This is a genomic window from Micromonospora sp. CNZ280 (assembly GCF_011759515.1).
This window is the reverse complement of record NZ_JAAOYP010000004.1, coordinates 603,723-629,977: the sequence shown is the minus strand read 5'-3', so window position 1 is coordinate 629,977 and position 26,255 is coordinate 603,723. Positions and strand designations below refer to the sequence as shown.

The window sequence follows — 26,255 nt, the reverse complement described above, 5'->3', positions numbered from 1 at the left end:
ACGTTCCGCGGTCGGCAGGGCTGCGACGGGGTTGCCACCCCTACGTCAGATCCAGCCTTGAGTGTTGCCCACGATCCGGGTAGCTCTCGGATCTGTGGGCCGCGGCAGGCATCAGCCGTGGTGGATGCGGCCGGCCAGTGATGTCAGTCTGGCCCCGGTGCCACCCCAGCGGGCTGCGATGATTTCACCGGCGATGCTCACGGCGGCTTCTTCCGGGGTGCGGGCGCCGAGGTCGAGCCCGATCGGGGAGGAGAGCGCCTCCAACTCCTTGTCGGTGAGGCCCGCCGCGCGCAGCCGGGCGAGCCGGTCATCGTGAGTGCGGCGGGAGCCCATCGCCCCGACGTACGCGAGGTTCTCCCGCAGTGCCACTTGCAGTACTGGCACGTCGAACTTGGGGTCGTGGGTGAGCACGCACACCACGGTACGGCTGTCGATTCGGCCGGCGTTGACCTCGGCGCGCAAGTAGCGGTGCGGCCAGTCGACGACCACCCGGTCGGCGCCGGGAAACCGCTTCGGCGTCGCGAATACGGGTCGAGCGTCGCACACGGTCACGTCGTACCCGAGGAACTTGCCGATCTGCGCCACGGACGCGGCGAAGTCGATTGCCCCGAAGATGATCATCCGAGCCGGCGGTGCGTACGACGCGACGAACAGTGTCAGCCCTTCACCCCGCCGTTCGCCGTCGGGGCCGTAGTGAAGCGCGCCGGTCCGGCCGGCGGCGAGCAGCCCTCGGGCGTCGTCGTCGGCGGCGGCATCCAGCCGCGCGGATCCCAGCGAGTCGGCGTGGCGGTCGCCCCAGACCAGCAGGCGGGCACCGAGCCGGTCTGCAGGCCCGTCCACGCAGGTGACGACCGCCATCGGCTCGCTCGACTCGATCGACCGTGCGACCTCGTCCAGTTGGGGGAACGTGTGCCGATCGATCCGCTCCACCAGTACCTCGATGGTGCCGCCGCAGGTGAGCCCGACCGTGAACGCGTCGTCGTCGCCTATCCCGTAGCGCTGCACGCGCGGTCGGCCGGTTTCGATGACCTCTGCGCACAGGTCATAGACGGCACCTTCCACGCAGCCGCCAGACACGCTGCCCACGACGGTGCCGTCGGGTCCGACCGCCATTGTCGCGCCGGCGGGCCGAGGTGCGCTGCGCCGCTCACGCTCTCGGCCACCGCGCCGGACGCAGCTCCGGTGGCGGACGCTGCCGCCGTACTCCCTTCGGCGCACGCAGCCTCCAACGGCTCAGGGCCGCTGAGCTCGACCGGGGACGCCCTTCAGCAGCCGAACGCCACCGAACAGGCCGGAGACGGTGCCGAGCGACCGCCAGCGCAGCGGTCCCGGGCGGCGAAGCGGGACCAGACCGACCGGCAGTCGGAGCGGCCCGAAAGCACGGACGCGCTCACTACCACGGGTCAGCCCGACCCGTCCCGCGCCTCTGGTTGGGCGGCGCTGCACGCCGAGCTCGCCCCACTCCTGCCGGCAGCCGCACCGCGCCGGACGCCGCGCAAAACATCAGACCGGTCGGCCACCAGACGAGCGAAGGCATCGCCGACCAAGGAGGCGCCAGGCTCAGTCGCGGAGCCGGTCGACGCCGCGCCGCCAGCAGCGGCCCGCAGAACGGCACCGCGAACCGCGACTGGATGGGCACCGGTAGCCCCAGTCGCCGACCCGGAGGGCGAGGCGATCGTGGCAGGCAAGCCTGACCTGCCCCTGGTTGCCGGTCGGGACCTGCCGGACCTGGTAGACACCGCGGCCAGCCGTACCACACCACCCGGCACCGTTCCCGACGCCGGCGAAGGGTCCATCGAGGAAACGTCCGCGTCGCGGCCTCGGCGGCGCCGGCGGGAGGACGCGGACCCGCGACCGGGCTCTGAGACTCCCCATCGGTCGAACACGCAGTCGGTCGAGGCCGGTCGGCCATGACGCTGGGGCCGCGGACCTGGACGTGTCGATGATGACGGCGAGTCCCGACCGAGGCGAATGGGGAGGCTTCCAGGAGAGCCGAAGCCGCTGTAACGCCATGCCCCATCGTTGATGCACATACCGTCAAGGACATGCACCCCGGCTGCCCGCAGTTGGGCGGGGCGTCCTCCACCTCCACGTCCCGCCCGACATCCGTTACCGGGACGTGCCCCCCACCGGTCGACAGCGCACGTCGCGGGGGAGCTCGCTACCGCGCCTCATGATCGGTGGGCCCTGCCACCGTCCCCTCGCTGTCCTACGCTGCTCGCCCGGGCCGGTGGTTGGTTTGTCAACGCGCCTGAATCGTGAGAATCGTGTTCCTGAAAACCGCCCGGAAACCATGTGGTCAGTTTCGGCCGGGGTGTCGTCGAGCGGGAGCAGCGCGACAGCGAGGGTTGACGAGGTGAACACCATGCCCACATGGAGCCCGGCCCGCCCCGGACCCGCATGAGCAGCAAGGCGCATCGGACTTCGCGCCGTCCCCAGACTCGCAGCTGACCTCGGGGCCTCGAACGTCGGAGTGACATTTCGACAGCCGCGAGTAGCGTGCCCTGCCTGTCGATCCTCTCGTGCCCGGTTGCATGCCCCGCCAGTACCACCGTGATCTGTTGTGACGGGACGTGGGGCCCCCGATGTCGCGTCTGAGGAACACCCGCGGGGGACGGGGGAGTCGAATCCGCGCTCCTGGGAGCCGGCGTTTCCCACACAGGTCGATCATGTTCGGTCACAGCGATGTGGTCAGGACTCGGATGCGGTCGCGTCCGCGTCTGCGACGAGTCTTGCCTGCTCACACGGGGGCTCGCGAGATCGGCGGCGAACGGCTATGGTCCGACACGGCCTATTAGGTGTCGATGGGGGGCGGATTGCCGCCATCGCGCCGATAGGTCCGAGCCCTCAGCGTCGAGGTGCGGGAACCGCCCCTTGGAAGGACTGACCGTGACGGTTACGGAAGAGAACCGCCTTTCCCATTATGAGCGCATCGGTGGCGCCGCTTCCGTGAAGGCGGCCGTGGACGTGTTCTACGACAAGGTGCTCGCCGACCCGGAGGTGGCGGGGTACTTCGATCACGTTGACATGGCGCAGCAGCGGCGGCACTTGGCGTTGATGCTCACTGTGGTGCTCGGTGGTCCGGACGAGTACCCGGGTCGCGGGCTCGCCGAGGCGCATCGACCATTGCGCATCCCGGCGGCCCACTACGACATCGTCGGGGCGCACCTGGTGGCGACGCTGACCGAGCTCGGCGTTCCGGAGGACGTCATCGCCCATGTTCGAGACGTCCTGGCAAAGGTGCAGGACCAGGTGGTGACGCCTGCCAGGCCGGAGGGCGTCTGACATGGATGTGGCACGGCTGAAGGAGAGTTGGTCCCTGGTCGCCGCGCACGGAGAGCAGGTCCCGCTGTACTTCTATTCCACCCTGTTCCTGGCTTATCCCGAGACCCGGCAGATGTTCCCGACGAACATGGCCGGCCAGCGGGACCGGCTGGTGACCGCGTTGGGGCACATCGTGTCCCACGTGGATCAGGTCGACAGGCTCGTGGAGTTTCTGCGGCAGCTCGGGGCGGACCATCGCAAGTTCGCGGTGCGTGCGGAGCATTACCCGGCGGTCGGTGAGGCGCTGCTGGTGACGCTGCGGCATTTTCTCGGCGAGGCGTGGACCGACGAGCTCGCCAAGGATTGGAGCGACGCGTACGGGCTGATCGCTCAGGTCATGATCGAGGCCGCGGAGAAGGCCGAGGCGGTGGACCCTCCGTGGTGGGAGGCGGAGATCGTCAGCCACGAGCTGCGGACGTTCGACGTGGCGGTGCTGACGGTACGACCCGACTACCTATTGGAGTTCACGCCCGGCCAGTCGATTGGCGTCTCGCACCCGGTGGTGCGTGCCTGGCGGTACTACTCGCCGGCCAACGCCCCCCGCCGTGATGGCACGATCGAGCTGCACGTGCGGGCAGCGCCCGGCGGCGCTGTCTCCTCGCGGCTGGTGTACGGCTGTGCGCCAGGGGACCGGATTCACCTGGCTGCGCCCGTGGGCGACCGGCTCAACCTTCGGCTGGCCGGCTCGGGCGACCTGCTGATTCTGGCCGGTGGCACCGGGTGGGCGCCGATGAAGGCGCTGCTGGAGCAGGTCGCGGCAGAAGGCTCCCGACGAGAGGTCGCCGTGTATCTGGGGGCGCGGACCCGCCTCGAGTTCTACGACACCGACGCGATCGACAAGTTGGCGTCGTCCTGGCCCTGGCTGACGGTGACCTATGTGGCGGGCATGGACTTCCGGCGGCCCGGCGAGGTGATCCGCCCGGTGGACCGTGCGTTGGCCGACGGGGACTGGCGGTCCCGGCACGTGTACGTGTGCGGCTCCGACGAGATGGTGGCCCACTCGGTGACCGCGTTGACCCAGGCGGGCTACCACGCCGATCAGCTTCACCACGAAGGGTTCGGCGAGCACTGGTACGGGCCGGCGTGGCGACCACCAGCCGCGCCCGACAAGTCCGGAGGTGTCCGGTGAGCGCGACCCCGATCAGCAGGTACGACGGCAGGCACGTCGCCCAGAGCGCCCCGGTACGCATGACTGCCGATCGGGTGCGGCGGTGGCGGTTCGACAGCGCCTCGTTCACCCGGCGGGGCTATGAGCCGACGGACGTGGACCGGTTCCGGATGCAGGTAGCCGACGAGCTGGATCTGCTGGCCGCGCATGTGGCCAACATCCACGCGGAGAACGCGCGGCTCAACGATCACCTCGAGCTGCATCGACATGGGGTGATCCCGAGCACCGACACCGCGGCCAAGCTACCGGCGGCCGAGCAGGTCAACGTGCTGTCCGGCGCGCAGCGGGAGGCCGAGCAGATCATCGCCCAGGCTCACGACTACGCCCGCCGAGTCGCCGAGTACGCCCGCGCTCAGTACGACAACTACATGCAGGCAGCGGTGGAGAACGCCCGCCAGGAGGCCGAGCAGGCCGTGCAGGACTACCGGCGCAACGCCGGCAACGACGTCAACCACACGGCAGCCACCCAGGAAGCATTGCGGATCTTCGGCGAGATGATGATTTCGCACCTCCAGTCCGCCGTCCAGCACCTCAACGAAGGCAGCCAGCAGCTGACCCAGACGATGAACCGGATGGCGACGCAGGTTGCCGGGACGCGGACCTCCCCGGATGGGTCGACGGGAAGGTCTTTGCCCAGCAACCAGCACCGTTGATGGTCGCCCCGCCGATGGCGGGCCGCGTCACGTCCCGCGGCGTGGTGTAGGTCGTCTGCGTGAGGCGCTTTGGGCTGTTCAATTTTGCGGTTGATTGTCGGCGGGCCAGAACGTGCCGTCTTCGCTGTCACCGACGGCGAAGCCGAGGACTTCCCGCCAGCCGTCGGCACGTACGCCGGTGGCGACCGGCCGTCTCGTGAGGGTGCGGGGGCGGTGGCCGTTGCGCTGTGCCACCCGCGTCTCGGTGTGCGTTGGATCCGGGTGAAGGTGGACGAGGAGCATTCCGAACGATTGGTGGAGCCGACGGTGCCTACGCCTGCGTTTTTGGGGGTTCTAGCCGTTAGTGCGGTCGAGGAGGTGGTGCAGTGCCGTTGCCGTGGTGGGGAAGGCGAGTCGCAGGGTTTGTGCGGTGAGTCGGATGCCCCACCAGGTGAGTGCGATGAGGTAGCCAACGGTCAGGGCGGTGGTGGTGTCGTGGGTGAAGACGAGGGCGTGGCCGATGGCCAGGCCGGGTGCGGTGATGGTGCGGATGGTGCGGCTTCGGCTGGCGGTCAGGGCGGTGGCCACGCCGACGAGGGCCGCTCCGGCGCTGCCGGCGAGGCCGGGCATGCCGGTCAGGTCGACGGGGGTGGTGAGGGTCAGTGCTGCCCGCATGAGGAAGATTCCGGCAGTGGCGATGGCCACGTGGGTGATCGCTGGGCGGGTCAGCGCCAGCCAGGCCGGCAGGGCGTCGGCGGGGATCCGGGGCGCGATGGTGGCGATGACAGCGGCGCAGGCGGCCAGTGGTAGGGCACCGCTGAGGGTCCACTTCAGGTACGGGGTGTAGTCGTACCCGACTGCGGTGCCGGTGGCGAGGCCGTAGAGGGCTGCGGCGACCGCGCCGCCGACGGCGGCGGCGAAGTATCCGCGGCGGATGAGGCTGCCTGTTGCCGGTTCGGGCGCCGATGGCGTGGGCGGTCCAGCGAGCCAGGTGGTGGGGGCGAGATGCGCTACGGCGAAAGCGGTCAGCATTGCGAGCGCGCCGGCGGTGCCCAGCTGCGGCAATGAGGTGCGCACACCGACGACCCGGAGCTGGACGGTGGTGATGTACGCGGTAAGAACCGCCTGAAGCAGGAGCGTGAGGGAGCAGGCGCCGATGACCAGGGCGCTGGTGAGGTCGCTGATGCGGAGCCGGACGCGGGGTAGCCGTGCGGCGGCGGCACGGGGGCCCGGCTGGTGGGTGGTGGTGAGGTGCAGGGCGCCGTCGGCGAGGGCATGGGACTGGTCGATGAGAGTGGGGACAGTGCCGGTAGCTGCGGCGAGGTGGTCCGCCAGCGCCGGCAGACCGTGAGCTGGCCTCAACACGACGCCGGCGAGGTGCTGCTTGTCGACGTCAGCCGCGTCGAGGAGTTCGCCGACTGCGTCGGGTACCTGATCGAGGAGGGGCTGCGCGGCGGTCGAGACGTCGTCGCGGGTGATGACCGCGGGCTGGCGGGGCGCGGGCAGCAGGACGGGCGCTCGGTCCTGTGTGGCAAGTAGATGTCGGGCGGTGCGGACGGCCTGCACGAGGGCGACTCGTCCGTCTGCTTCGGCGTCGTCGGGCTGGCTGATCGCCGCTCGCAGCGGGTCGTTGTCAGCGGTTGCCGTCTGAACGATGCGTCGGGTGATGAGGTCGTCGAGGTCGTGGGCAAGCTTGATCTGCTGCGTCGCCAGTTCGCGGTAGCCGTCGGCGACTGTCTGCAGGACGGTGAGGGCCGGGGGATGGCGGTCGGCCTGGCAGATGAGAAGGCACGACGCTTCGGGCGCGGTGAGACCGAGCGTCTGGGCGTAGGCGGCCAGGGCGGCGGGCGCGGTGACCAGGGCGGGAGACGGCAGCCCGGATCGGGTGGCCGCCTCCGTGAGCTGTCCCCGACGGCGTGGCCCCCAACTGGCTGGAATGGTGACGGTGAGCTCGGTGATGGGCTCGCTGACGTGGTGGGCAGCGTGGTGGGCGATGTGCCGCAGCATGGTGGCGAGTAGACCCACGGCGTCGAGGGGATCGGCCGCGTCGGCGGGCTGCGTGGGCTTGCCGAGGAGGTCGGTTGGGTTGTCGACGACACGGTGGTCCGCCGGCAGGGACCTCACGGCCGCGGTGTCCAGGCCGACGTAGACCTGGCCCGCGGGGCCCGTGACGACGCCGGGTGGCATGACGAGTCGACCGTCGATGAGAACGGGAATCCGTACGCTCTGCCAACTGACCGTCGCGGCGATGGCCGACGAACTGAGATCCACGGACAATCTGACGCCCCCGCTTGGCATGAGGCGCAGTCTCGCCCGCCGGGGCGAGTAGCTTCAATTCCGACCCCCTTCGAGTGATCGTTTGTGTGCGGATGGTGAGAATCCTTCTTGCCGGGATAGCTGGACATACCGATGATCGTGTATGCGGGACGAGGACCCAATCGTGGAGGAGGGACAGGTGGCGCATACGCCCCCGGACAGAGGCGACAAACTCGCCGAGTACGGCGCGCGAGCCACCATCCACCCTCCGCACGACCCGCACCGGCGCGCTGTGCCGCTGTCGCGTTCCCTGGCCAGCGCCACGCGGGCGGTCCTCAGTACCGGCATTCTCCTGGCCGCGGCACCGGCACTGCTGTGGATGGCCGGCGGGAACCCCCTGCGGCGGCTACCACACTGGTCGGAGATCCCTGACTGGTTCGCCCGCTCCAGCGGCCGATTCACCCCAGCTGTCCTCACCGGCGTCGCATTGTGGGCATTGTGGCTGCTGTGGGGCGTGTTCGCGCTGCTCCTGCTCGCCGAGATCCTCGCCGCGGTCACCCGGTGGCGCATCCCCGCGCTCAGGCTCCCGGCCCCGCTTCACCGCCTCGTCTTCGGCTTAGCCGGCACCGCCGCGATCGCTGTCACCTCCGCCGGCTCCCTCAACCAGACAGCCAACCGCGATCAGCCGCCCACGCCCGTCGCCGCCACCGACCACACCGACATTCCCCGGCAAGCCATCGCCCGCGGGCCCGCCATCATCCGGGTCGCCAACCAGCGCTACCACTACATCGTCGAGCGACACGACACCCTGTCCAAAATCGCCAGCCAATGGCTTGGCGACGCCAACCGATGGCCGGAGATCTGCCGCCTGAACAAACACCGCCACTTCCCCGGCGTCGGCGGCACCCTGCGCGACTGCGATCTCATCTACCCCGGCTGGGAACTTCGCCTACCCGCCGACGCCCTCCCTCCGACGGCCGCCGAACCCCCGCGACCACCCAAGCCACCGTCCGACCGGTCGACCACACCGCCCTCATCGCCGAGCGTCGCCCCGGACCCGACCGATCCCGCTGTGCCGTCACCTTCGGCCACGCAGCCCTCGGCAGCCCCGAGCAGCGCCTCGGCAGTGTCACCGGCCTCCTCACCGACGACCACCAGCCCCGCCCCGCTGCCCGTCTCACCGGCCGCCACCGACACACCCCATCCCAAGCCCAAGACGGATGGACACGGTGTGCAGCTGTCACCCTCCACCTGGCTACCGTGGTCGGTCGCTGCCGCCATCAGTGCTGCCGCAGCGATGGTCTGGCTCCAACGCCGCCGCCGCTACACCGGCGACCCCGACGAGGACCCGCCAACCGAGCTACCTACACCGGTGGTCCAGATCCGCCGCGCCCTGGCCGCCCAACAACCCACCGAGCCAAACCTAGGCAACGACGGCAGCGAGCCACCCGCGCTTGTACCCGAACTCGCGTCGCTACCGCCCGGCGCAACCGGCATCACCGGCGACGGCGGACACGCCGTCGCCCGCGCCGCCCTCGTCGCAGTCCTGGCCACCGGCGGCCCGCACCACCCCGACACCCGCGGGGAAGTCGTGATCGACGCCACCACCCTCGTCGCGCTCCTCGGCCCCGACGCGACAGCCCTCCGACCATGGCCGCGGCTGCATGTCGCCGACGGTGTCGATGACGCGCTCACGGCGATCGAGGCCCGGCTACTGCACCGCAGCCGCATCCTCGACGAGCACACCCTGACCGACCTGGACGCCCTGCGCCCGCAAGCCCCCGACGAGGAAGCGCTGCCACCGCTCATGCTCATCACCCAGACCCCGCCCCCCGGTGCGCAGATGCGCGCGAAGACCGCCCTTACCCTCGGCACCGACCTCGGCGTGTCCGCCCTTCTGCTCGGTGAGTGGCACCATGGCGTCACCGTCGACGTCACCCCCCACGGCCACACCACACGCGCATCCGGGCCGGCAACGGAACCCATCCCACCACGCCTGCCCGTGCTCGACACCACCACCGCGATCCATATCCTCAACACCCTGCGAGAGGCGCAGACCGGCGAACGAAACGCTCTTGCCTCATCCCAGGAATCCGCGGCCGTGCCACTACAGCAAAGCCGGAACGGCACCGACCCGTCCGGACAGCACACACCGCTCGCCCCACCTGCCCAGACCAACGCCAACGGCAAGGCACGACTGCGGGTGCTCGGGCCTCCACGGATCGAAGACATCAACCAGCCCGGCCGGCCACTGCGCGCCAAAGCCCTCGAACTCGCCGTGTTCCTGGCCTGCCACCCCGACGGAGTCACCACCCGCGAGATCGGCGAATACCTCGAACCCGACGCCCGCATCAGCCAAGCCGACCAACGCGTGCACACCAACGCCAGCAACCTACGACACGTACTCGGCCGAGCCAGCACCCACGACCCGAAAAACGCCTACGTCGTGAAAAGCGCCGGACGCTACCGCCTCGACCCAACCACCGTCGACGTCGACGTCTGGACCCTCCGCGACCTGCTGCGCACCGCCACCATCGCCACCGGCCCTCGCCGCCGCGAACTACTCACCACCGCATGCGACCTCTACACAGCGCCACTGGCAGACGGCCAAGACTACGAATGGCTCCAGCCGCACCGGGAAACCGTGCGCCGGTGGGGCATCGAAGCCCACCTGCTGCTGGCAGACGACCTCGTCGACACTGACCCACAGGGCGCATCCGACGTGCTCGACAAAGCCATCGGGCTGGACCGCTACAACGAAGCCCTCTACACACGCGCCATGCGCGTCCGCCACGCCCTCGGCGACGCCGACGGCATCCGCACCCTCCTGCGTGCCCTCACCAAAGCCCTGGCCGACCTCGACGCCGAACCCCAGGAAGCAACCATCACACTCGCCAACCAGCTTCGGAGCAACCCCGCCAAGAAGTGAGCACTACCGCCTCCGGCGCGGTGCCGGTCACAGCCTCACACGATTGCGGAGGTTCGGGCAGCGATCAACAGCGGGGGATCGCCATGGCCGCGGTGAGCGGCCCCAGCGGCAGCCGCTCCACCCAGCAGGCCGGGCCGCGCACAGGGAGCCTGACCACAGCCCGGTATCCGGATCTGAGGTCGGCGTACGACCTCGGGCACCCAGCTAGGTACGGCGGAACGTACCCAACCGCCGGGTCCCGCTGGACCCGGTTTCGCTGACGGTGCGTAGCCTTCAAGGCGGAGACGGCGGTTCTCGATGGAAGGGTGATCGGTGGCGCGTACCTGGCTGTCCATACGGGTTGAGCTGGTCTCCGGTCGTGGCATCCACCTATGGCCTCGACCTGGCAGGGTCTTCGCCGCGAGCCGGTCACATACCTTCGCCCAACTGGCTGACGCGATCGATCTGGCGTTCGCCCGCTGGGACCTCGCCCACATGCACATCTTCTCGCTGGCCGACCAGACCCAAATCACGCCGCTTGAGCTCTGGGATGGCGAGGCGCCCGAGGGCAGCACCGACAGCGGCCGGACCAAGCTGAGCCGGCTGGGCGGCGGCGAGCAGTTCGCGTACGTGTTCGACTTCGGTGACGACTGGGCGCACCTATGCACGGTCGCCGAGTCCCGCATCGACCCGCTGGAGATGCTCGGCGGCTTGCCCGCCGAGCCGATGCCGTACTTCGGCTGGGGTGACTTGCCCGACCAGTATGGCCGGCGCTGGGACGGCGACGACGGCGAGTCGCAGCCGCCGAAACCGCCACGCCGACCGCTCGCCGAGCTTCCGCCGCTGCTGCCGTGGTGGGGACCGCGCCAACGCGGACAGTAACGGCCTGCAGGTCATAGGAGTTGTCGCTCTGAGCTTTTCCGCGACCGGGCTTCCTGACTGCGCTGTGAAATCTCTCGGTGAGTCTGTTCCGCCGTGGTTCCGCCGCTCAACTTTTCAGTACGCACACCGTCAGCTCGTTGCTGTCCCCGATGAGCAGCGCCGGTGGTGACAGGCTTGTGCTGTCAGCACCGGCGCGGGTGTTTCCTGGGATCGGGCAGCTGGTGGGACCTCCCTGCGCGTTGCGGAGTCGGCGGCCGACGAAGACCAGGGCGGGTGCATCTTCACCGGCACCGTCCTCGCCGGCGGGGCGCTCGGATCACCCCGAACGCCCCGACGATCGAGCGCTGGTCAGGCTGACGGAAGCATCCACAACGCCCCGTGGTGGGCGGCGCGCTGCTCGGCGCTCATGAGGGCGAGGAACTGTGGTTGTCGAGCTGATCGACTGACCCGACGACACGACCGCGGCCCCGCCGTGCCGAGCTGCGTGGCGGGCCGCGAGCTTAGCCCGGTTTCCGGGCACCCGCCAACTCATCGCCGCCAGGCACGAGGTCGTTGGCATCAGCCGTAGCCAGACCAACGCCGGGCGCTGCGCAGCGCCGGCGCCGAGGCCGTGGTGGCCGACGTGCTGGACCGCGAGAGCCCCTTCGCCGCCGTACGGGGCGTACGGGCCGACGCGGTCATGCACCAGTTGACGCGAGCTTGGTGCGCGAACGGCGCCGAGCGCGGTTCCCGCTGGTGGCGGCGGCCGGGGCTCTAAGCTCCGCTTCCACAGTTGCAGGTCACCAGCTGCGGCCACCAGGACGACTGGGAGTTCCCTGTCCCACTGGCCGACGCCGACACAGACGCTGCGATCTTCGAAGTGCCAGGCAGACAGAGACGGCACTGTCGACCGCTGTAGAGCGCACCACGTCCACCTCATTGCGCCAAGTGTCCGATTATTTTGCCCGCCCGGTCCGGAATTCCGGCCCCCCCGGATCTGTTGTTCTCTACCGAGGCTGGATTCCCATGCGGTTGTAGCTCAGCTGGTAGAGCGCCACCTTCCCCAAGGTGGAGGTCCCGGGTTCGAGGCCCTGCTCTCGCATTGGAATCGTTGTCGGAGTGCTCCATTACCCGCTAGTGACAGCGCTGCCCTGGACGGCAGAGGTCGCGGATTCACGTCGGGTACGGGGCGCCACGGAAGGGTGGCCGAGCGGTCTAAGGCACCTCCCTGCTAAGGAGGAGCGGGCTGACCCGTCGCAGGTTCGAATCCTGCCTCTTCCGCCATGTGCGCCGAAAGGCGCAACCATGCCCCGGTATAGAGCATCGGATTACGGATCCGAGTGTCGGAGGTTCGAGTCCTTCCAGGGGTGTGGCGCAGCTTGGTTGCGCATTTAAGAGCGCGACCATTCGGCATTGGGTGATTGGGAGCCCAGCGGCTGTTGAGCCGCCCGTCCTGGTTCGAGTCCAGGTGCCGAAGCCACGGAGAGGCCGGCTGGCTACGGAAGCGCCGTTGGAAGCGGCGCAGGGGTCGCCCCCTCGTGGGTTCGAATCCCACCCTCTCCGCCATGCCCGCGGGGCCCATGCTGGGCACCCGGGCGGAGGCCGGAGTTCCGGCCAGCATGCGGGCGCGCCGAAGTTGGAGAGTCGGGGCCGGCTGTAACCCGGTTGCGTTTGCTGAGGGGGTTCGAATCCCTCCGCCCGCACCCTGCCCTCGTAGCTCGAGAGACCGGCGGTTTCCGGGACCGCAGGCCGTAGGTTCGATCCCTACCGAGGGCTCTGAGCAAGACGTGGTCGTATGCCCGAGTGGCCAGGGATCCGCCTGCAAAGCGGAGCACGTCCGTTCGAATCGGACTACGACCTCCTACGCGGTCTGGGACACCCACCTGGTCCGGCACGGCCACAGCACCAAACGGCCGACCGCCCGCCGGGCGGCCCGCATCTGCAGGTAGCGCTGCTCGGGCACGCTCGTCGTGGCACTACCTCAGCCGGCCAGGGCTCCGGGTTGGCGATGAAGCCGGCCACGCAACCTCGTCAATCGCGAGCCACGGCGCGACGGCCACGGCCGTGGGTGTAAGCCCGGTGAACGCCTTGACCTCCCGGTGGAGGTGGGACTGGTCGACGTAGCCGCTTTCGGTGGCAACGCTGGCGGGGGCGTGTCCCGTCGCGAGAAGGTGGGCGGCGTGGTCGAACCGCACCAGTTGGGCGGCGCGTTTGGGTGTGATGCCGAGCTGGGACCGGAAGCGGGACCACAGGCGCTTGCGGCTCCAGCCGACCTGGTCCGCCAGGCCGTCGACCCGTACCCGCCCCCGGCTGATGAGCGTCCGCCGCCAGGCGTAGGCGACCTCCGGATCGACCGGTGGGCGGGCGCCCAGCCGTCGGCCGAGGATTTCCACCGCGATCGTGAACCGTTCGTCCCATGACGCGGCGGCGCGCAGCTTGTCCTCGGCTCGCCCGGCATCGCGGCCCCAGACATCTTCTAGGGATACCACCGTCCCGCTGAGTTCGGTCGATGCGCCGAGCACCGCAGCCGCCGCGGCCGGCTCCAGCCGGATCTGGAGGCATTCGCCGAACCCCCGTCCACTTGCCCGAAGATTGCCAGGGAGGAGCCCGACGACGACACTGCCGCGCTCGTGCCGGCCAGGGGTGTCGTAGACGAGGCCTTCCCCCTCGCTCAGGTCGATGAGCAGGGTGACGGCTGGGTGCGTGACCATGGCGATGTCCACCAGTGCGGGGGCACGGTGGCGGAACCCGGCCATGCTGGTCCCCGGCAGCCGAGCTGACGGGCGCGGGACTGCGATCTCCACGGACGCCCAGTCGGGTGGCGTCGCGGTCGACAGCATGTGACCAGTCTATGCCTGAGGGTTCACGGGCAGGGTGTCAGCGGCCGTTGCCGTGAAGCTCAGCAGCAGTTGGCTGGTCATCTTGGGGGCCTCGAGCATGGGTATGTGCCCGACGCCGGGCAGCAGCTCGACCCGCGCGTTCGGCACCGTGTCGTACTGGTGTGCCGACGACGGCTTCCAGCGGGGGTCGGCGGTGCCGAAGATCACCAGCACGGGGACATCGAGGGCGGCGAGACGCTCGGGCACGCTTCGCTCGGCGATGTACGCGGTGTTGCAGCGCAGCACCGTCCTCATCGCCCGGTACGTGATGCTTCGTAGGTCGGCGACTAAGTCGTCCGGGACCTCCACGGGGCGAGCGCACGTCATGCTTATCCCCCTGCGGATCATCGCGTCCGAACGCCTCAACCAGAGCAGTGGGCCGAGAGGCGGGGCCAACAGGACCCGAAGAAGGACCGGCTGCGGAAGGAACGCATCGGGACTCGGGCCGGTGCTGATCAGCGCGAGCGACCCCACCAGGTCGGGGCGCTGTTCGGCAAGCGCGGTGGCGACGTACCCGCCGCTGGAGTGCCCAACCGTGGGGACCCGACGAAGGCCGAGGTCGTCGAGGAGCGCTGCTACCCGGCCCGCCTGCACGGACACGTCGTATGACTGCCCGGGCGGGGACTGGCCACAGCCCGGGAGGTCAACCCGGATGACGTGATGGTAGCCGGCGAGTGCCGGCACCACCGGACTCCAGGAGCCGCCCGAAAACCCGGATCCATGGATGAGCAATAGCGGCGGTGCCTGCCGCGGGCCGTCGTGGACCACGTGCATCGCCTGCGACTGCTCAACGTCGTACTCACTCATACAGGGGATGATGCAGGGGCTACCGACTATCAGTCTTGGACAAATGTCGTCGTGGAATGGGTCGGGGCCGACCGTGAGCTGCACGCAGCCCGACGCGAGGCGTTGCGGCCCATCTGGCCACCCACCCAAGCCACCGCGTCCTCATCTGGCTCCCCTCTGTGCCATGACACGGCCGGGAGCGGGTGTTCTATCCTGGGTGTCGGCGGGTCCGGCGAAGTGACTTCTCTGAAGAGCCGGCCTGGGGATGCGAGTCGGTCACGCGGGAGTATGTAGTCGTTCCCCGGTGTCCTCCCGGGCCCGCCGCCACAGCAGCCGTGGAGTCGTTGATCATGCGCCGGTAGACAATGTCGAACGGGCGTCGTTTCAGGGCGGCTGACGAACTACGCGTCGGGGCTGTGCATGCCGAAGATGGTGCCCCCCCTCGCCGGCCTCCGGCAGGCCGGATGGCGACGTCAGGACCTTGTCCGGGCTGAACCGGGCCAACCACAGCACCGGCCCGCGAGCGGCGAGTCCGCGCTCTGACGGCTGCGAACGGAGTCCGCTACTGGAGCCCAGCGCGTGATCGCACACCTACCTGCTGGCGGGACTCCCGGTCCAGAAGCTGTCTGCGAGTGAAACCTCTGAACCGGAAGCCGCTTCCTCTCTCAGCAAACACCGCTTGATGATCGGCGGGCGAGGGGCTGCGACCTGACGTCCGTTCCCGGACGGTGGCCCACCGCAGTGCCTCTATCGGGGAGCCTGTCGTCCGGCGGGAGAAGCCACAGGTTCGAACACCTCCCGGAACTCCTTCGAGACCTGGGCCACCATGTCCTCGAACTCGTCACCCGGAACAGCCTCACGCAGCGTGGTGAGCACTGCGCGGACTCCGACACCGGCGAGCGCATCGTCGATGCCGGCACGTGCGGCTACCCGCTGCACGAAATCTCCAAGCCCGAATGGCTCCGCCTGTTCCCGGATAGGCGGTTTGCGCAGGTGTTTGTCAAGCCCTCCAGGAAGCTGATCGGCGAGATCCTCAGCCTCGCCTGCGCTGATCCGATCGGCCAAGGTCTCCAACGTCGCGTGGGTGATCGTCGCCGCCAGATCGACAGGCACCCCTGCCCGCCTGGCCACTGCATTGAGGAAATCGCTCGTAGACCACATGGATCCTCCTCTGGACGAATCGCCGTCTCCCTTATGCCGACGCCGTCCAGCCGCTCCGCCGGCCGAGGCCGAGTGGACGAATGCTTGGGACGGATCGGAGCGAGCGCCTGAGCGCCGGAATGCTGGCGGCGACGTTTATGAGCCCTTGACCTCGATGCGCCGCGGTTGGGTTTTGTGCGCCTTTCCCACGCGTACCGTCAATACCCCGTCCGAGAGACTGGCGTCGACACTGTTCGGGTCGACGTCACCGGGCAAGGTCACCCGGTGGTCGAACTGGCCGACCCTGTGGGTGGGTCCAGTGCGTCGGGAAGCAGAGGCAGTCATGGCTATTCACCTCTCTCTGGTGGCAGCGAACCGATACCTCGACAGCCTGTCCCGAAAGCGGGTGAGGTCACCTCACCCCAAGCGGACGAACCAGTAACGCCGCCGGTCCTGCCCGGTCGTGGACCGGTTCGGCCAGGTCCGCGCCGTCCTCGTTGACGGCCTCGGCGGGTTCGCAGGTGGCGGCCCGTGTTGCTGGGCCGGTGCCGGCACCAGCGGCCTTGCGGCCTCGACAACGACCAGTTCCGCACTGCATGAGCGGGGGTTGACAGGCTGCTCTCGGGGGATCGACCATGGACTGTTCCGGACCACAAGGGCGGCCGTGACATCGTCGTCGCGACCGATGAGCGATCGGTCTGGGTCAGTTTGATGCGGCCCGAGTGGGAGGAACCTCCTCAGTCCCTGGTCCGGCTCTCGCTCGAGGACGGGGCGCAGCTCGAGCAACTCACCCTGTCCGCCCCGGCGTCTCTGGTGCGCTGCGCCGACGGTCTACCGGCCGTCGCACCCGCCGGGCATCTCGGGGAGCGCAGCAGGCTTCGTATCCGGCGCGGCAGCCGGGTCTATTGCCGGGAGATCGACCGCGAGCGCGAGCGGACGCCCGAACCGAGTGAAGCCTGGCTCGCCGCAGCCGACCTGAAGGATCCGCCGATTGCCGGGCGTCCGCGTGAGCCGACGGAGCGGGAGTTCCGTCGCTTGCTCCCATACTCGTGGACGCCGGGTGAGACACATTTCGCCGGCCCTGGCGTGGAGACCACGGACGGCAGTCTCGTTCACGCCGGCACCGTGTATCACGGCCACGGGTTGCAGCCCGGGGGCTCGTTTGTAGTACGGCGCAAGGTGACCAGTGGAGAGCCGCGCTGGGTTTTCCGGACCGACCGGAAGGCCACCGACCTCGACGCGGACGCGGAAACCGCGTATGTCGCCTACGACGATGGTGAGATCGTCGCACTCGACCTTCATGACGGCACCGTGCGCTGGCGCCGGCAACTCACCGTTGCAGGGGTGCCCGCCGTACCGACCGCGCTGACCGTAGCCGGACCGGGACGTCTACTCATCGGCACCAGCGACGGGCGGATCTTGGACTGTTCGTCCGGATAGCTGCTACCTGTCGAGTCCAGGGTGGACCATCACCAACCGCCGCCTCCGCTGACAAGCTACGGCGGTGACGCGCACTGATCTCGGCAAAGCCGCGAGCGCTGTCTAGGTTCCGGAGGCCATGTACGTGGCCAGGATCGGCGCGAGTCGGGTGCTCACTCGAACCGGGCGAACCCGACCGGTGGCGTCGATGACGAGACCCGATAGAACCCAACCACCACCGACAGGCGCCGCGAGACCGTCGAGGCCTGCACGTCCTGCAGCCAGCGCGCGTACCGCTCGATGTCCACCCGCGCGGCAGCCAGCGGGTTGAGAACCTGGTCGGTACACCAGCGTAGGAAGACCCGCAGGTCGGAGTCGGCTTGGACGCGAGTCTGCCCACGGTAGCGGCCAGGAAGGTGACACCGCGGCGCGCGAGACGAGCTGATCGGTCGGTACGACTTGGAACCGCAAGCAGGAAAGGCAGCCACACATCACCGTGCGTCACCAGCGGCGATGAACGCCAGCCCACCCGGAGCGGCAGTGAGCGGGCGCTTCGCCACGCCGATCACTGTTGGCCCCGACTACTGGGCAACGATGCGGCGAATTGCTGCGATCCGGGTGATCCAACGACTCAGCCGAGTGATCTTGACGACGTCGCCGGTCTTCGGGGCGTGGATGATGAGCCCATCACCGAGGTACATGCCGACGTGGCGCGGGTTGGCCATCGTGCCTTCGCTGCCGGGGATGAGGATGAGGTCGCCGGGCAGCAGGAGCGCTGGGTCGGCCACCCGCTTCCCGGCGTTGGCCTGGTCGGTGGTGACGCGGGGGATGGAGATACCGGCTGCCCGGTACGCCGACTGCATGAGGGACGAGCAGTCGCACCGTTTGTCGGGGTCGCCGGAGTGCGGGTCGGTGCATGATCCGCCGAAGTGATACGGGGTGCCGAGCTGGTTGACAGCCCAGACAATGGCGGCTGCCACGGCTGGCGGGGTGTTAGCGGGTAACGCGAACCCATCCGGCAGGGCGGAGAGCGCATCGGTGGCGCAGTCCGCGAGAGTGCTGGTTAGCTGCTCCACCAGGTGCACAGCGTCGTCGGTCCACTTCCCGTACGCGTCGGGAAAGGCCGAGACCTGGACCGCTTGGGCAGCCTCGGCGAGCGGCATCGACTCCCAGCCGGGAACGGTGAGGAGCTTGTCGAAGAACGTGCCCGCCTGGTAGGCGGGCTCGGACAGTTGCGCAACGGTTCCCCAGCCCTGGCTCGGGCGCTGCTGGAACACGCCGATGGAGTCGTGGTCGTTGCGGTCGCCGAGGTGTGGCAGGTTCCGCAGGCCGGATTCCTGCATGGCGGTGGCAACGGCGACGACCCAGCCCCAGCGCGGTACACCTTTAGCGACCCCGACGTCGATGATGGTGGCGGCGATTTCCAGCTGTTCGGTGTCCCAGGTACTGGCGCCAGGTGGCTGTCCGGAGGGGCGTACGGCGGGCGGGGCGACGATGCCGCACCCGCCGGAGCCGCCGCCCATGACGGCCGACAGCAGGAGCATGGGCAGTCCGAAGCAGGCGACGATGACGACGGTGACGACGCCGACGATGACCTTGGCCATGTGGTGATTACCTTCCCCTGAAAACAGAAAGGCCGGTGTCCGCGCGGGTGCGACCGGCAGAGGTGCAGCGGTGCTGCGGGTTACCGGTAGTGGATGAGCGGCAGCAGCCCGGCGTGGGTGTCGCGGAGAATGCGGCGATCGGTCGGCGGTCTCGAACAGAGGGTGGCCGACGTCGACCGGGGTGGCGTAGCGCCGGGTCCGATTGGTCGGTCTTCAGGCCGGGCACGCGCCAGGGCATCGCGTAGTAGTCGAGTAACGGGGCGTCGTTGATCTGTGGGGCCAAGGGGGCATGGGCTGGCTGGTGCAGGTGGCCAGGCAGTGACAGCCCGGGTCGTTGTAGACCGAGCGCGGCTGGCCACGGTGAATCGGGCAGCGGCAGTCGCAGTCGCGCTCGACGGCGCTGCGGTAGTGCGGTGCGTCGCAGTCTTCTCGGGTCGTGAAACGCAAAAGGGGCAGTGGGCCGCCCGGGTAGGCGGCCCACTTTGGACGGCGCGGTCAGGCGATGGGTGTGTGGAGTACGTGGGCGGCTTGGCGTAGCAGGTGCTCGATAAAGCGACTGGCGTCGTAGAAGTCGTGCCGGCTGTCGACTTCTGCGGCGCTTGCCCAGTCCCAGGTGCCGTTGGGCCATGGCGGGGACGTGCCAGAGGTCGCCGCCGTGGTCGAGGAAGAGTGCGCAGCCCCACGGGTCGGCCAGCAGCGTGAGGGGCTGGGTGGCGCAGGTGATGGTGCAGGCGCAGTCGGGCTCGGTGTAGGTGGTGCGCGGCAGGTGGTGGTGGACGAGGCAGCGGCAGTCGCAAACCCTCTGCCACGGTTGCGTGTAGGCCATGGGGTTCTCCCGAGAGTGGATGCGCGTACGCCTCGGCCGCCGTGCACGGTGGCCGACGTCCGAGGCGTACGCGGTAGGAGGTGGTGTCACCGCCGCCGTTCAGGCCGGCGGCGCGATGGAGGTCCGGCCGGGTCCGAGGAGCGTGGTGTCCTGGATCTGGCGGGTTTCTTCGGCGGTGAGCAGGTAGGCGGGTAACCGCGGTACGTGTTCGCGCCAGGCGCGGTAGAGCCGGTGTGTGCCGTCGATGAGCAGCGGGCTGGGTGTGGGTGCCCGGTGACGTCGAGGTGGGCGACGATCAGGGGCTTGGTCAGGTCGGTGGTCATGGCGTAGGTGCGGTTGAGGCCGGTGCTGGTCGGGCCGATGAGGTTGATCCGGTGCGGTTCGTCGAGCCGGGTCAGGCCGTAGGTGGTAGCCCAGGTCATGACGTCGAGGGACCGGGTGGCGCGGGGCGTCGTGGCGATCAGCGCTTCGGCGGCGTCGATGGAGAACACCCACGGGGCCGAAGTGGAACCACTGTGGTGGTCGAGGGCCGGTCACTGCCGACCCCCGTGCCTGGTGAGGCGGGTGTAGATCGCAACGCAGCGGAGGATCAGCTCGTGTGACGGTAGGGCCAGCAGCCGCTGCCGCTGGTTGTCGGCGAGCCGGTCCCAGATCAGGACCGTGACGGCGGCCGACCACACGTCCACGAGGACCCCGTCGATCTTGGCGTACTGGCGGTCGGCGACGAGGCGCCGCAGCGTGGCGATGAGCGTGGCATCTCCGGGCGGGTGGTTGGCGTCGTCGGGGCGTTGAGCTTCCGGGAGCAGGCTGTAGCAGTCCTCGCACGTGTAGGTGCTGCGCGGTGGGTCCTCGGTCTCCCACCGCCGAACGTCGGCGGCGGGCAGCCCGCACACCGACTGCTGCAGGTCGCGGGGGTGGCGGATGTGCGCGCTCATCGGCTGCCCGCCTGGCCTGATCCCCACAAAGCTGTGCTGTGCCATGGGGCGTGTCCCTTCCCCTGTGCGGGTCGGGGCGGCGGCACGGTGACCGCCGCCCCGAGGGCGTGAACGAGGGGTGGTCAGACCTTGAGCAGGTCGAAGGCGGCGAGCTTCAGGTCGCCGACGTTGCCGGTGAGCACCCGGGTGGCGCGGGCGGTGGCGTTCTTGGCGGGCTGGTAGTGGTCGAGGTATTCGGTGATGGCCTGGTATCCGGCCCACCGGCTGCCGGTAATGGGTTTGAGGGTGTCGGCCTCGCGGATCAGGTACTTGAGGGTGCCGAGCCGCTGTTTGGCGTTGTTCTTGGTCTGCTCGGAGGCGTTGTCCTTGACCGGCCACACCTGCGCCACCACGTTCTCGAACTCGCGCATCGTCAGCTCGGTCTGCAGCATCCGCTCGGCGGCCTTCTCGAAGGTCTCCATGTACCGCCACATCAGGCCCAGGGCTTCACGGGCCTGGCTGATCTGGGAGTTGACGTTGGAGGTGTGCCGGAAGGTGTAGTGCCCGACCGCATGCCGGAACGCGGCGCGTTGAGTGTTGGCACACACCACCCGGATCGGGCTGGCGTCCACCCGCAGGGCGGCGGTGCCGTCGTGCGAGGTGGTGCCGATCAGGTAGAGGTCCATGCGGTCCACCCCGGCGATCTCCATCGCGTCCGGGAGCTTCATGGTCACGAACACGCTCTTGCCGCGGCGCAGGCTGCCGGCGGTTTCGAAGTGGGCGCCGCCCACCTGATCGACGAGGCGATCCAGCAGTTCGGCGCACTGCTCGTTCTGGACCACGGTGTAGTCGGTGCCGACGATGCCCAGATACTCGGTGTGGCCGGTGACCGGGTTGCGGCGCACGGTCATCCGCTTGTCATCGGCCGGGATCTGCACCTCGACCCCGTCGACGACGTCGATGCCGACAGTGCGGATGGTGCGCACGCCCCAGTCGCCGAGGCGGGCGGCGGCCATGATCTCCTCGGCCTTCATCGTGTCCTGGGTGACGGTGCCCAGCTGGTGCCAGGCCGACAGGCGGGCGCTGGCGAAGGCGGTCGTTCCGTCCGCGAATGTCTCCAGTTCGTGCGGCACGGGTTTCTCCTCTCAATGTGCCGCAGGGGCCGAGCGCACGGCTCGGCCCCCGCGATGGGATGGGGATCGTGGGGGTCAGCTGGGCGCGTCGGTCTGGGCGGCGTTGCCGCTGTCGGCCTGTGCCGGGTAGGTGAAGGTCAGCGGCGTGTCGGAGACCAGGAGGATGCGGCCGGCGGCGGCGGCCTTGGTGCAGTTGTTGCGCACGGCCCCGCTGCTGACGGTGCGCCCGAGCTGTCCGCCGAGCACGGTGGCGATGTCCTGCGGGGTCATCGCCCGGCCTGGGTTGGCGGCCAGCACGTCGAGGGTGAGCTTCTCCAGCTCGCCCCGGCCGAACGGCTGGCTGCCGTCGGCGTTGGCGGTTCCGTCGCTGCGCCGGCCCACGCTCCTGGCGACGCCCGATGCGCGGGTGGGCGTGCGGGTGGGCAGGGTGACGACGTGGGTCTCGCCCTCCGGGCCGACGACATGCAGCGTGCCGTCCGGACGGATCAACGGCAGCACGGTCGCCGTGGCGCTCGGCGTGGTCGCCAGCCCCCGGATCACCTGGTAGCACAGCGGGCAGCGGGGCGGCTCCGGGTTCGGGTCGACCTCGCTGGCCTTGGTCGGACCCGGGATCCACCGCTCCGGCAGGCCGGGCAGGCGACGCGCGGCGTCGGCCTGCTCCATCGCGGTCAGCAGCCGGGTGGCGGTCGGGTGACCGATGCCGCTCTCGGCCACGATCACGTCGAGCGTCGCGCCGTCGTCGCCGTAGTCGGCCAGGACGCCCTTGATGGCCATGACCTTGCGGTCACCTGGGCGCGTCGGTTGCACCACGGTGACCGTCCGACCCTCGTCGTCCTCGCGGTTGTCCTCGTCGTCCGGGCCCTCGTCGTTGGCGTTCTGGTCGGCCTCGTCCTCCGCGTCGTCTCGGTCGGTTTCCTTCTCGCCGTCGCCGTCGCCGTCGGTTCCGGGCTGGTCGGCCTGCTCGGTGTCGTCAAGGGCCGGCTCGTCGGCCGCCCTGTCGAGGTCCGGGTCGGTGAGGTCGGTACCGTCCGCGCCTGCCGTGTGCTCGCCGCTGAGGTCACCGGTGTCGTGCGCGGCGTCGGTGGGCCCTGCCGGGGTCGCCAGGGTCCACCGGGTGGGGGTGCCGTCGGCCGGGTCGGCCCCGGTGTTCACCGCGACGATCACACCGGCGTCGGCCAGGGTCTTGATCGCCTTGTCGGTGGTTGACCGGGCCTTGCCGGAGCGGTCTGCCAACTCGTGGAGGTTGCCCTGACCGAGTGCGGTCAGGGCATCGAGGACGGCCTGCGTAGCAGGCGTCAGGGACAGGTTTTCCATGAGGTTCCCCTCCTTGGGAACGTGGGGTTGGGGATGCCCGGTGTGGTGCCGGGCGGTTCGTGTGCCGGGTCGCGGTCAGCGCGGCAAGCGCGTGAAGCGGTGCCGTGCTGGGTGCTGCGAGGTTGCGGCCCGGTGGCCTCGGCGGTGTGTGATGACGGCGAGGGGTCAATGGCGGGAGCGGTGAGCTCGTCGGCCGCGGACTGCAGGATGAGATGTCGAGCCTGCCCTCGGCAGGGCTGCGGTTGATGCCGGCGTCAGCGGGGAACGGGCGCGGCTGCCGGGGGTCGACCGTGAGATCCGGTTCGGCGTCGGGCTCACCGACGTGTAGGCGGCTGGTCCGCCCGGCGACCTCTTGCTTGTGGCAGGAGTCGGTGTGGGGCAGGGACGCTGTCGCCGGGGTTGACGCAGCGCCGCCGCGGAAGCTTCTAGTTGGCGAGGTGCGCGAGTTCGGCCGGGGTGAGCTCAGCGGGGGTGCGGCTGCGCCACGCGTCGGAGTGGCGCAGGTGCCACCAGCGCAGCAGTGACCGGCAGGCCGAGGCGAGGTCGTCACACATTGGCAGCGGGTACGCCATGACGGAGGTGGTCTGGCGATGCTGCGGGTCGATGTACGCCGTCGGCGTCCACCCCTGGTCGGTTTCGGTGATCTCGCCGACCACCCGGTCGGGGTAGGGGACGTCGAACGAGGTAGCGGCCTCGGCGTCGGGCACCACCTGCCACGTGCTTGCGTCTGTGCGCCGCAGCGTCGCCACGCCCTGCGACGGGTCGCAGCGTCGCAGGAGCAGGTGCCGCTCATCGCCGTCGCCGATCGTCTGGTGGTTGCGCCAGGCGCGGTAGGTGGTGACGAGCGTGGCTCCGAGGACGGTGTGCCGCTCGCGGGCGATGAGCGCGTCGGTGAGGGCCTGGTGGTAGCCGGCCGCGTGCAGGTCGGCGCGGACGGCCAGCCCGTGGCGGGCCTTCTCGGCGAGCACGCTCACTCGGGCGAGGGCCTGGTCGAGGCTGCTGGTGCTGTCGGTGAAGTCGCGGGCGGTCGTGTGCAGGAGGCGGGCGAGGTCACCGACCGGGTCGACGGTGGCGGTGTCGTGGCGCCACAGGTGCTCCGGCAGGACGTCGTTGGTGTCGGCGGCGATGCGCCGCAGAGCGGGGTCGGTCAGAAACACCAGGGTCTCCTTTGCAGGTGGGCGGGTGGTGAGCATGCGAAAGGCCGGCCGCAGGGGACTGCGACCGGCCTTCGGGCGGGTTTCGGGTGAATCGGTTAGGCGATGGCGATGGCGCACAGCCGGGCGTTGGAGCGCAGGCTGCGTAGGTAGGTGCACGCCGCGTTGAGGAAGCGGAACCGGTCCGCGATGGAGTCACTGGCGGGAAGGAGCAGTTGGCCGTCGGTGGTGATCAGCGCGTCCCCGATCAGCGCCTTGCGCCAGTACAGCGCGGCGTAGGTGGCTTCGCCGGCCTGGTAGACCGACAGCTCGTAGGGGTCGAGGGTGTGGGCGAGCATTGCCAGGACGTGGGGCTGTTGCTCGAAGCGGCGCCGGGCCTCAGCCAGGCTGACCTTGGTGGGGTCGGCGTGGTGCTGAGCGAGATAGTGCTCCCAGGGGCGGGCGGGTTTGGTGATGGCGGCGACGTGGGTGTTCCAGGCACGCCACCGCTGGGCGGCGTCCTGGGCGGCGTTGGCGGCGGTGCCGGTCAGGTCGAGGCGGCTTTTGCGGCCGCCGGCGGCCCGAGTGACCGCGCCGAAGCGGCGGGCGGCGTCAAGCAGGAAGTAGGCGAACCAGCGGGTGAGCCAGCCGAGCAGGGGGCGGTGGCGGACGTGGTAGCGGCGAGCGGGGGTGCCGTTGGCGTGCAGGAGGTCGTTGACCTTTTCCGAGGCGGCGAACCAGTCGGCGTGTTCGCCGGGGGCGAAACAGACGGTGACCACCAGGATGGTGAGCGGTCTGGGATGGGGCATGGTGGGGTGCTCCCTTCACGAGGAGGTCGGGCTTGGGTGCGCGAGGTGTCAGCGGTCGCGACGTCTGTGCCGGGAAGCTGCCGTTGAGGGCGCGGGCGGGGATCACGAGCCGACCGCGAGGGGTGGGCTGTCGGTGATCCCGCCGGGGCGGGCAGATCCGGGAGGAACAGTCGGCGGCGGGGCCAGCAAAAGGGAAGAAGCTGCACCGTAGCGTCGTCACCTGACAGCACCAGCCGTGTCAGGAATCCGGATCAAGGCTGTGACCTGCGCTGATGGAATGGCTCGGGTGGCTGTCAGGGTGTGTCAGATGACGAAGATGCCGTCGTCGTCGTAGTTCGGGTTGTCTGCCACGGGTTGGCCGTGGTCGCTGGGCAGCTCGGTGAGCCGGACTCGGCCGGTGGCGCCGACCGGTAGCCAGACGGGCTCGGCGGGGTCGGCGGTGTGGGTGGCGGTTGCGACGGGAACCGTGCCGTGCCGGCTGCGCAGGAGCTGGTGCAGGTGTGCCTCGCGGTGTTCGCTGCCGAGCCAGAACAGCACCGGGTAGCGGGGTCCGCCGCGGCGGATCAGCTGCGCGTACCGGTCGAGTTTGGCGACCACCCGACCGAGGGGTTCGCTGCCGGTGTCGGCTTCCAGGAAGAAGCCCACGGTGATGTCGGCGACGCTCCAGAGGCCGTGTCCGTCGGCGGTGATGGTTCGGTACTGCTTGGTGGTGATCGTCTCGGACCACCATCGGTCCAGCCGCTCCTCAGGGTGCTGGCGGGCGTGTGCGGTGAGCCGGACGAAGAATTCGTTGGCGGTGAGCAGGTGCGTCAGGTGCGGGTTGGCTGACAACCGGTGCACGGTTTGGCGACTTGTCCACAGGGTGGGCTCCGGACGGTGGTGGGCGGCGGCTTGGAACCGGTGTCCCTGGTGGCCGAGGGTCCAGTGCCACGGGTGGCTGCCGCCTCCGGCGCGGGCGAACCGGAACCGGTCCAGCAGTCCCAGGGTGGCCAGCTCGCCGAGCCGGAGCTGGCAGGTGCGGCGGGCGTGGAACAGCATGCGGTGGATTTGGTCGGTGGTGAGGACCCGATGGTCGTCGAGGAGTTGGAGCAGCAGGCGGTCCCGACTGGTGATGTGGGGATAGATGCTCAACAGGCTCGCAGATGGCGG

General features: G+C 69.5%; 21 protein-coding genes, 6 tRNA genes and 1 pseudogene. 12 read left to right on the top strand and 16 right to left on the bottom strand.

Annotated elements, in window-relative coordinates; genetic code table 11:
• Positions 1-111: 111 nt before the first annotated feature.
• Positions 112-1,218, bottom strand: coding sequence for an XdhC family protein (locus tag FHX32_RS30050; RefSeq protein ID WP_486481405.1), 1,107 nt, complete (start codon positions 1,216-1,218; stop codon positions 112-114).
• 1,671 nt (positions 1,219-2,889) lie between these two features.
• Between FHX32_RS30050 and FHX32_RS30045 the strand changes: the two genes are divergently transcribed.
• The 3 genes from FHX32_RS30045 to FHX32_RS30035 are packed head-to-tail and all read left to right on the top strand — an operon-like array spanning position 2,890 to position 5,145.
• Positions 2,890-3,285, top strand: coding sequence for a group I truncated hemoglobin (locus FHX32_RS30045; RefSeq protein ID WP_396836635.1), 396 nt, complete (start codon positions 2,890-2,892; stop codon positions 3,283-3,285).
• A gap of 1 nt (position 3,286) precedes the next feature.
• On the top strand, positions 3,287-4,453 hold the full coding sequence (locus FHX32_RS30040; protein ID WP_167190686.1) for a globin domain-containing protein: 1,167 nt from the start codon (positions 3,287-3,289) through the stop codon (positions 4,451-4,453).
• Positions 4,450-5,145 carry a DivIVA domain-containing protein gene (locus tag FHX32_RS30035; RefSeq protein WP_396836634.1) on the top strand — a complete coding sequence of 232 codons (696 nt, stop codon included), beginning with the start codon at positions 4,450-4,452 and terminating at the stop codon, positions 5,143-5,145. The genes FHX32_RS30040 and FHX32_RS30035 overlap by 4 nt, the downstream gene beginning before the upstream one ends.
• A gap of 105 nt (positions 5,146-5,250) precedes the next feature.
• On the opposite strand, the pseudogene FHX32_RS30030 reads toward FHX32_RS30035, so the two are convergent.
• Both FHX32_RS30030 and FHX32_RS30025 read right to left on the bottom strand, forming a co-directional pair.
• Positions 5,251-5,331 (bottom strand): annotated as a pseudogene (locus tag FHX32_RS30030) (transposase); the annotation flags it as partial.
• Positions 5,332-5,478: 147 nt separating this feature from the next.
• A complete protein-coding gene (locus FHX32_RS30025; RefSeq protein WP_167190683.1) occupies positions 5,479-7,248 on the bottom strand; it encodes an acetate and sugar kinases/Hsc70/actin family protein in 1,770 nt (589 codons plus the stop codon).
• Between the two features lie 316 nt (positions 7,249-7,564).
• Here FHX32_RS30025 and FHX32_RS30020 point away from each other — a divergent pair, with 316 nt between their 5' ends.
• The 8 genes from FHX32_RS30020 to FHX32_RS29985 all read left to right on the top strand — a co-directional run bounded on the left by FHX32_RS30020 (position 7,565) and on the right by FHX32_RS29985 (position 13,009).
• On the top strand, positions 7,565-10,309 hold the full coding sequence (locus FHX32_RS30020) for an AfsR/SARP family transcriptional regulator (protein WP_486481404.1): 2,745 nt from the start codon (positions 7,565-7,567) through the stop codon (positions 10,307-10,309).
• 312 nt (positions 10,310-10,621) lie between these two features.
• Positions 10,622-11,170 carry a plasmid pRiA4b ORF-3 family protein gene (locus FHX32_RS30015; RefSeq protein ID WP_167190680.1) on the top strand — a complete coding sequence of 183 codons (549 nt, stop codon included), beginning with the start codon at positions 10,622-10,624 and terminating at the stop codon, positions 11,168-11,170.
• A gap of 1,175 nt (positions 11,171-12,345) precedes the next feature.
• Positions 12,346-12,433, top strand: a tRNA-Ser gene (locus tag FHX32_RS30010).
• A gap of 12 nt (positions 12,434-12,445) precedes the next feature.
• Positions 12,446-12,516, top strand: a tRNA-Arg gene (locus tag FHX32_RS30005).
• Between the two features lie 114 nt (positions 12,517-12,630).
• Positions 12,631-12,715 (top strand) — tRNA-OTHER (locus FHX32_RS30000).
• A 55-nt stretch (positions 12,716-12,770) separates the two neighbouring features.
• Positions 12,771-12,852: transfer RNA gene (locus FHX32_RS29995), tRNA-Tyr, on the top strand.
• A 4-nt stretch (positions 12,853-12,856) separates the two neighbouring features.
• Positions 12,857-12,925: transfer RNA gene (locus tag FHX32_RS29990), tRNA-Arg, on the top strand.
• A 13-nt stretch (positions 12,926-12,938) separates the two neighbouring features.
• Positions 12,939-13,009 (top strand) — tRNA-Cys (locus tag FHX32_RS29985).
• 116 nt (positions 13,010-13,125) lie between these two features.
• Here FHX32_RS29985 and FHX32_RS29980 read toward each other — a convergent pair.
• The 4 genes from FHX32_RS29980 to FHX32_RS29965 all read right to left on the bottom strand — a co-directional run bounded on the left by FHX32_RS29980 (position 13,126) and on the right by FHX32_RS29965 (position 16,299).
• Positions 13,126-13,989: a helix-turn-helix domain-containing protein gene (locus tag FHX32_RS29980; protein WP_167190677.1), complete on the bottom strand. Its 864-nt coding sequence runs from the start codon at positions 13,987-13,989 to the stop codon at positions 13,126-13,128.
• A 9-nt stretch (positions 13,990-13,998) separates the two neighbouring features.
• The gene (locus tag FHX32_RS29975) at positions 13,999-14,835 is read right to left on the bottom strand and encodes an alpha/beta fold hydrolase (RefSeq protein WP_167190673.1); all 837 of its coding nucleotides are present in this window, start codon (positions 14,833-14,835) and stop codon (positions 13,999-14,001) included.
• Positions 14,836-15,561: 726 nt separating this feature from the next.
• Complete coding sequence (locus FHX32_RS29970) at positions 15,562-15,975, bottom strand: DUF2267 domain-containing protein (RefSeq protein ID WP_167190670.1); 414 nt, start codon at positions 15,973-15,975, stop codon at positions 15,562-15,564.
• A 135-nt stretch (positions 15,976-16,110) separates the two neighbouring features.
• Complete coding sequence (locus FHX32_RS29965; protein ID WP_167190667.1) at positions 16,111-16,299, bottom strand: Hsp20/alpha crystallin family protein; 189 nt, start codon at positions 16,297-16,299, stop codon at positions 16,111-16,113.
• Positions 16,300-16,665: 366 nt separating this feature from the next.
• Here FHX32_RS29965 and FHX32_RS29960 point away from each other — a divergent pair, with 366 nt between their 5' ends.
• On the top strand, positions 16,666-17,394 hold the full coding sequence (locus FHX32_RS29960; protein WP_167190664.1) for an outer membrane protein assembly factor BamB family protein: 729 nt from the start codon (positions 16,666-16,668) through the stop codon (positions 17,392-17,394).
• Positions 17,395-17,546: 152 nt separating this feature from the next.
• Here the strand turns inward: FHX32_RS29960 and FHX32_RS29955 are convergent, their stop codons facing one another.
• The 9 genes from FHX32_RS29955 to FHX32_RS29915 all read right to left on the bottom strand — a co-directional run bounded on the left by FHX32_RS29955 (position 17,547) and on the right by FHX32_RS29915 (position 26,237).
• Positions 17,547-17,861, bottom strand: coding sequence for a site-specific integrase (locus FHX32_RS29955; RefSeq protein ID WP_167190661.1), 315 nt, complete (start codon positions 17,859-17,861; stop codon positions 17,547-17,549).
• Between the two features lie 93 nt (positions 17,862-17,954).
• A complete protein-coding gene (locus FHX32_RS29950; RefSeq protein ID WP_109904533.1) occupies positions 17,955-18,977 on the bottom strand; it encodes a C40 family peptidase in 1,023 nt (340 codons plus the stop codon).
• 912 nt (positions 18,978-19,889) lie between these two features.
• Positions 19,890-20,294: a hypothetical protein gene (locus tag FHX32_RS29945; protein ID WP_167190658.1), complete on the bottom strand. Its 405-nt coding sequence runs from the start codon at positions 20,292-20,294 to the stop codon at positions 19,890-19,892.
• A 42-nt stretch (positions 20,295-20,336) separates the two neighbouring features.
• Positions 20,337-20,738 carry a hypothetical protein gene (locus FHX32_RS29940; protein WP_167190655.1) on the bottom strand — a complete coding sequence of 134 codons (402 nt, stop codon included), beginning with the start codon at positions 20,736-20,738 and terminating at the stop codon, positions 20,337-20,339.
• Between the two features lie 122 nt (positions 20,739-20,860).
• A complete protein-coding gene (locus FHX32_RS29935) occupies positions 20,861-21,850 on the bottom strand; it encodes a DUF932 domain-containing protein (RefSeq protein WP_167190652.1) in 990 nt (329 codons plus the stop codon).
• A gap of 75 nt (positions 21,851-21,925) precedes the next feature.
• Positions 21,926-23,164, bottom strand: coding sequence for a MarR family winged helix-turn-helix transcriptional regulator (locus tag FHX32_RS29930; RefSeq protein ID WP_167190649.1), 1,239 nt, complete (start codon positions 23,162-23,164; stop codon positions 21,926-21,928).
• 425 nt (positions 23,165-23,589) lie between these two features.
• Positions 23,590-24,321 (bottom strand): hypothetical protein, encoded by a 732-nt coding sequence (locus FHX32_RS29925; RefSeq protein ID WP_167190646.1) that lies wholly within the window; start codon positions 24,319-24,321, stop codon positions 23,590-23,592.
• Between the two features lie 95 nt (positions 24,322-24,416).
• The gene (locus FHX32_RS29920; RefSeq protein WP_167190642.1) at positions 24,417-25,106 is read right to left on the bottom strand and encodes a hypothetical protein; all 690 of its coding nucleotides are present in this window, start codon (positions 25,104-25,106) and stop codon (positions 24,417-24,419) included.
• Positions 25,107-25,409: 303 nt separating this feature from the next.
• Positions 25,410-26,237 (bottom strand): replication-relaxation family protein, encoded by an 828-nt coding sequence (locus FHX32_RS29915; protein WP_486481403.1) that lies wholly within the window; start codon positions 26,235-26,237, stop codon positions 25,410-25,412.
• Positions 26,238-26,255: the final 18 nt, after the last annotated feature.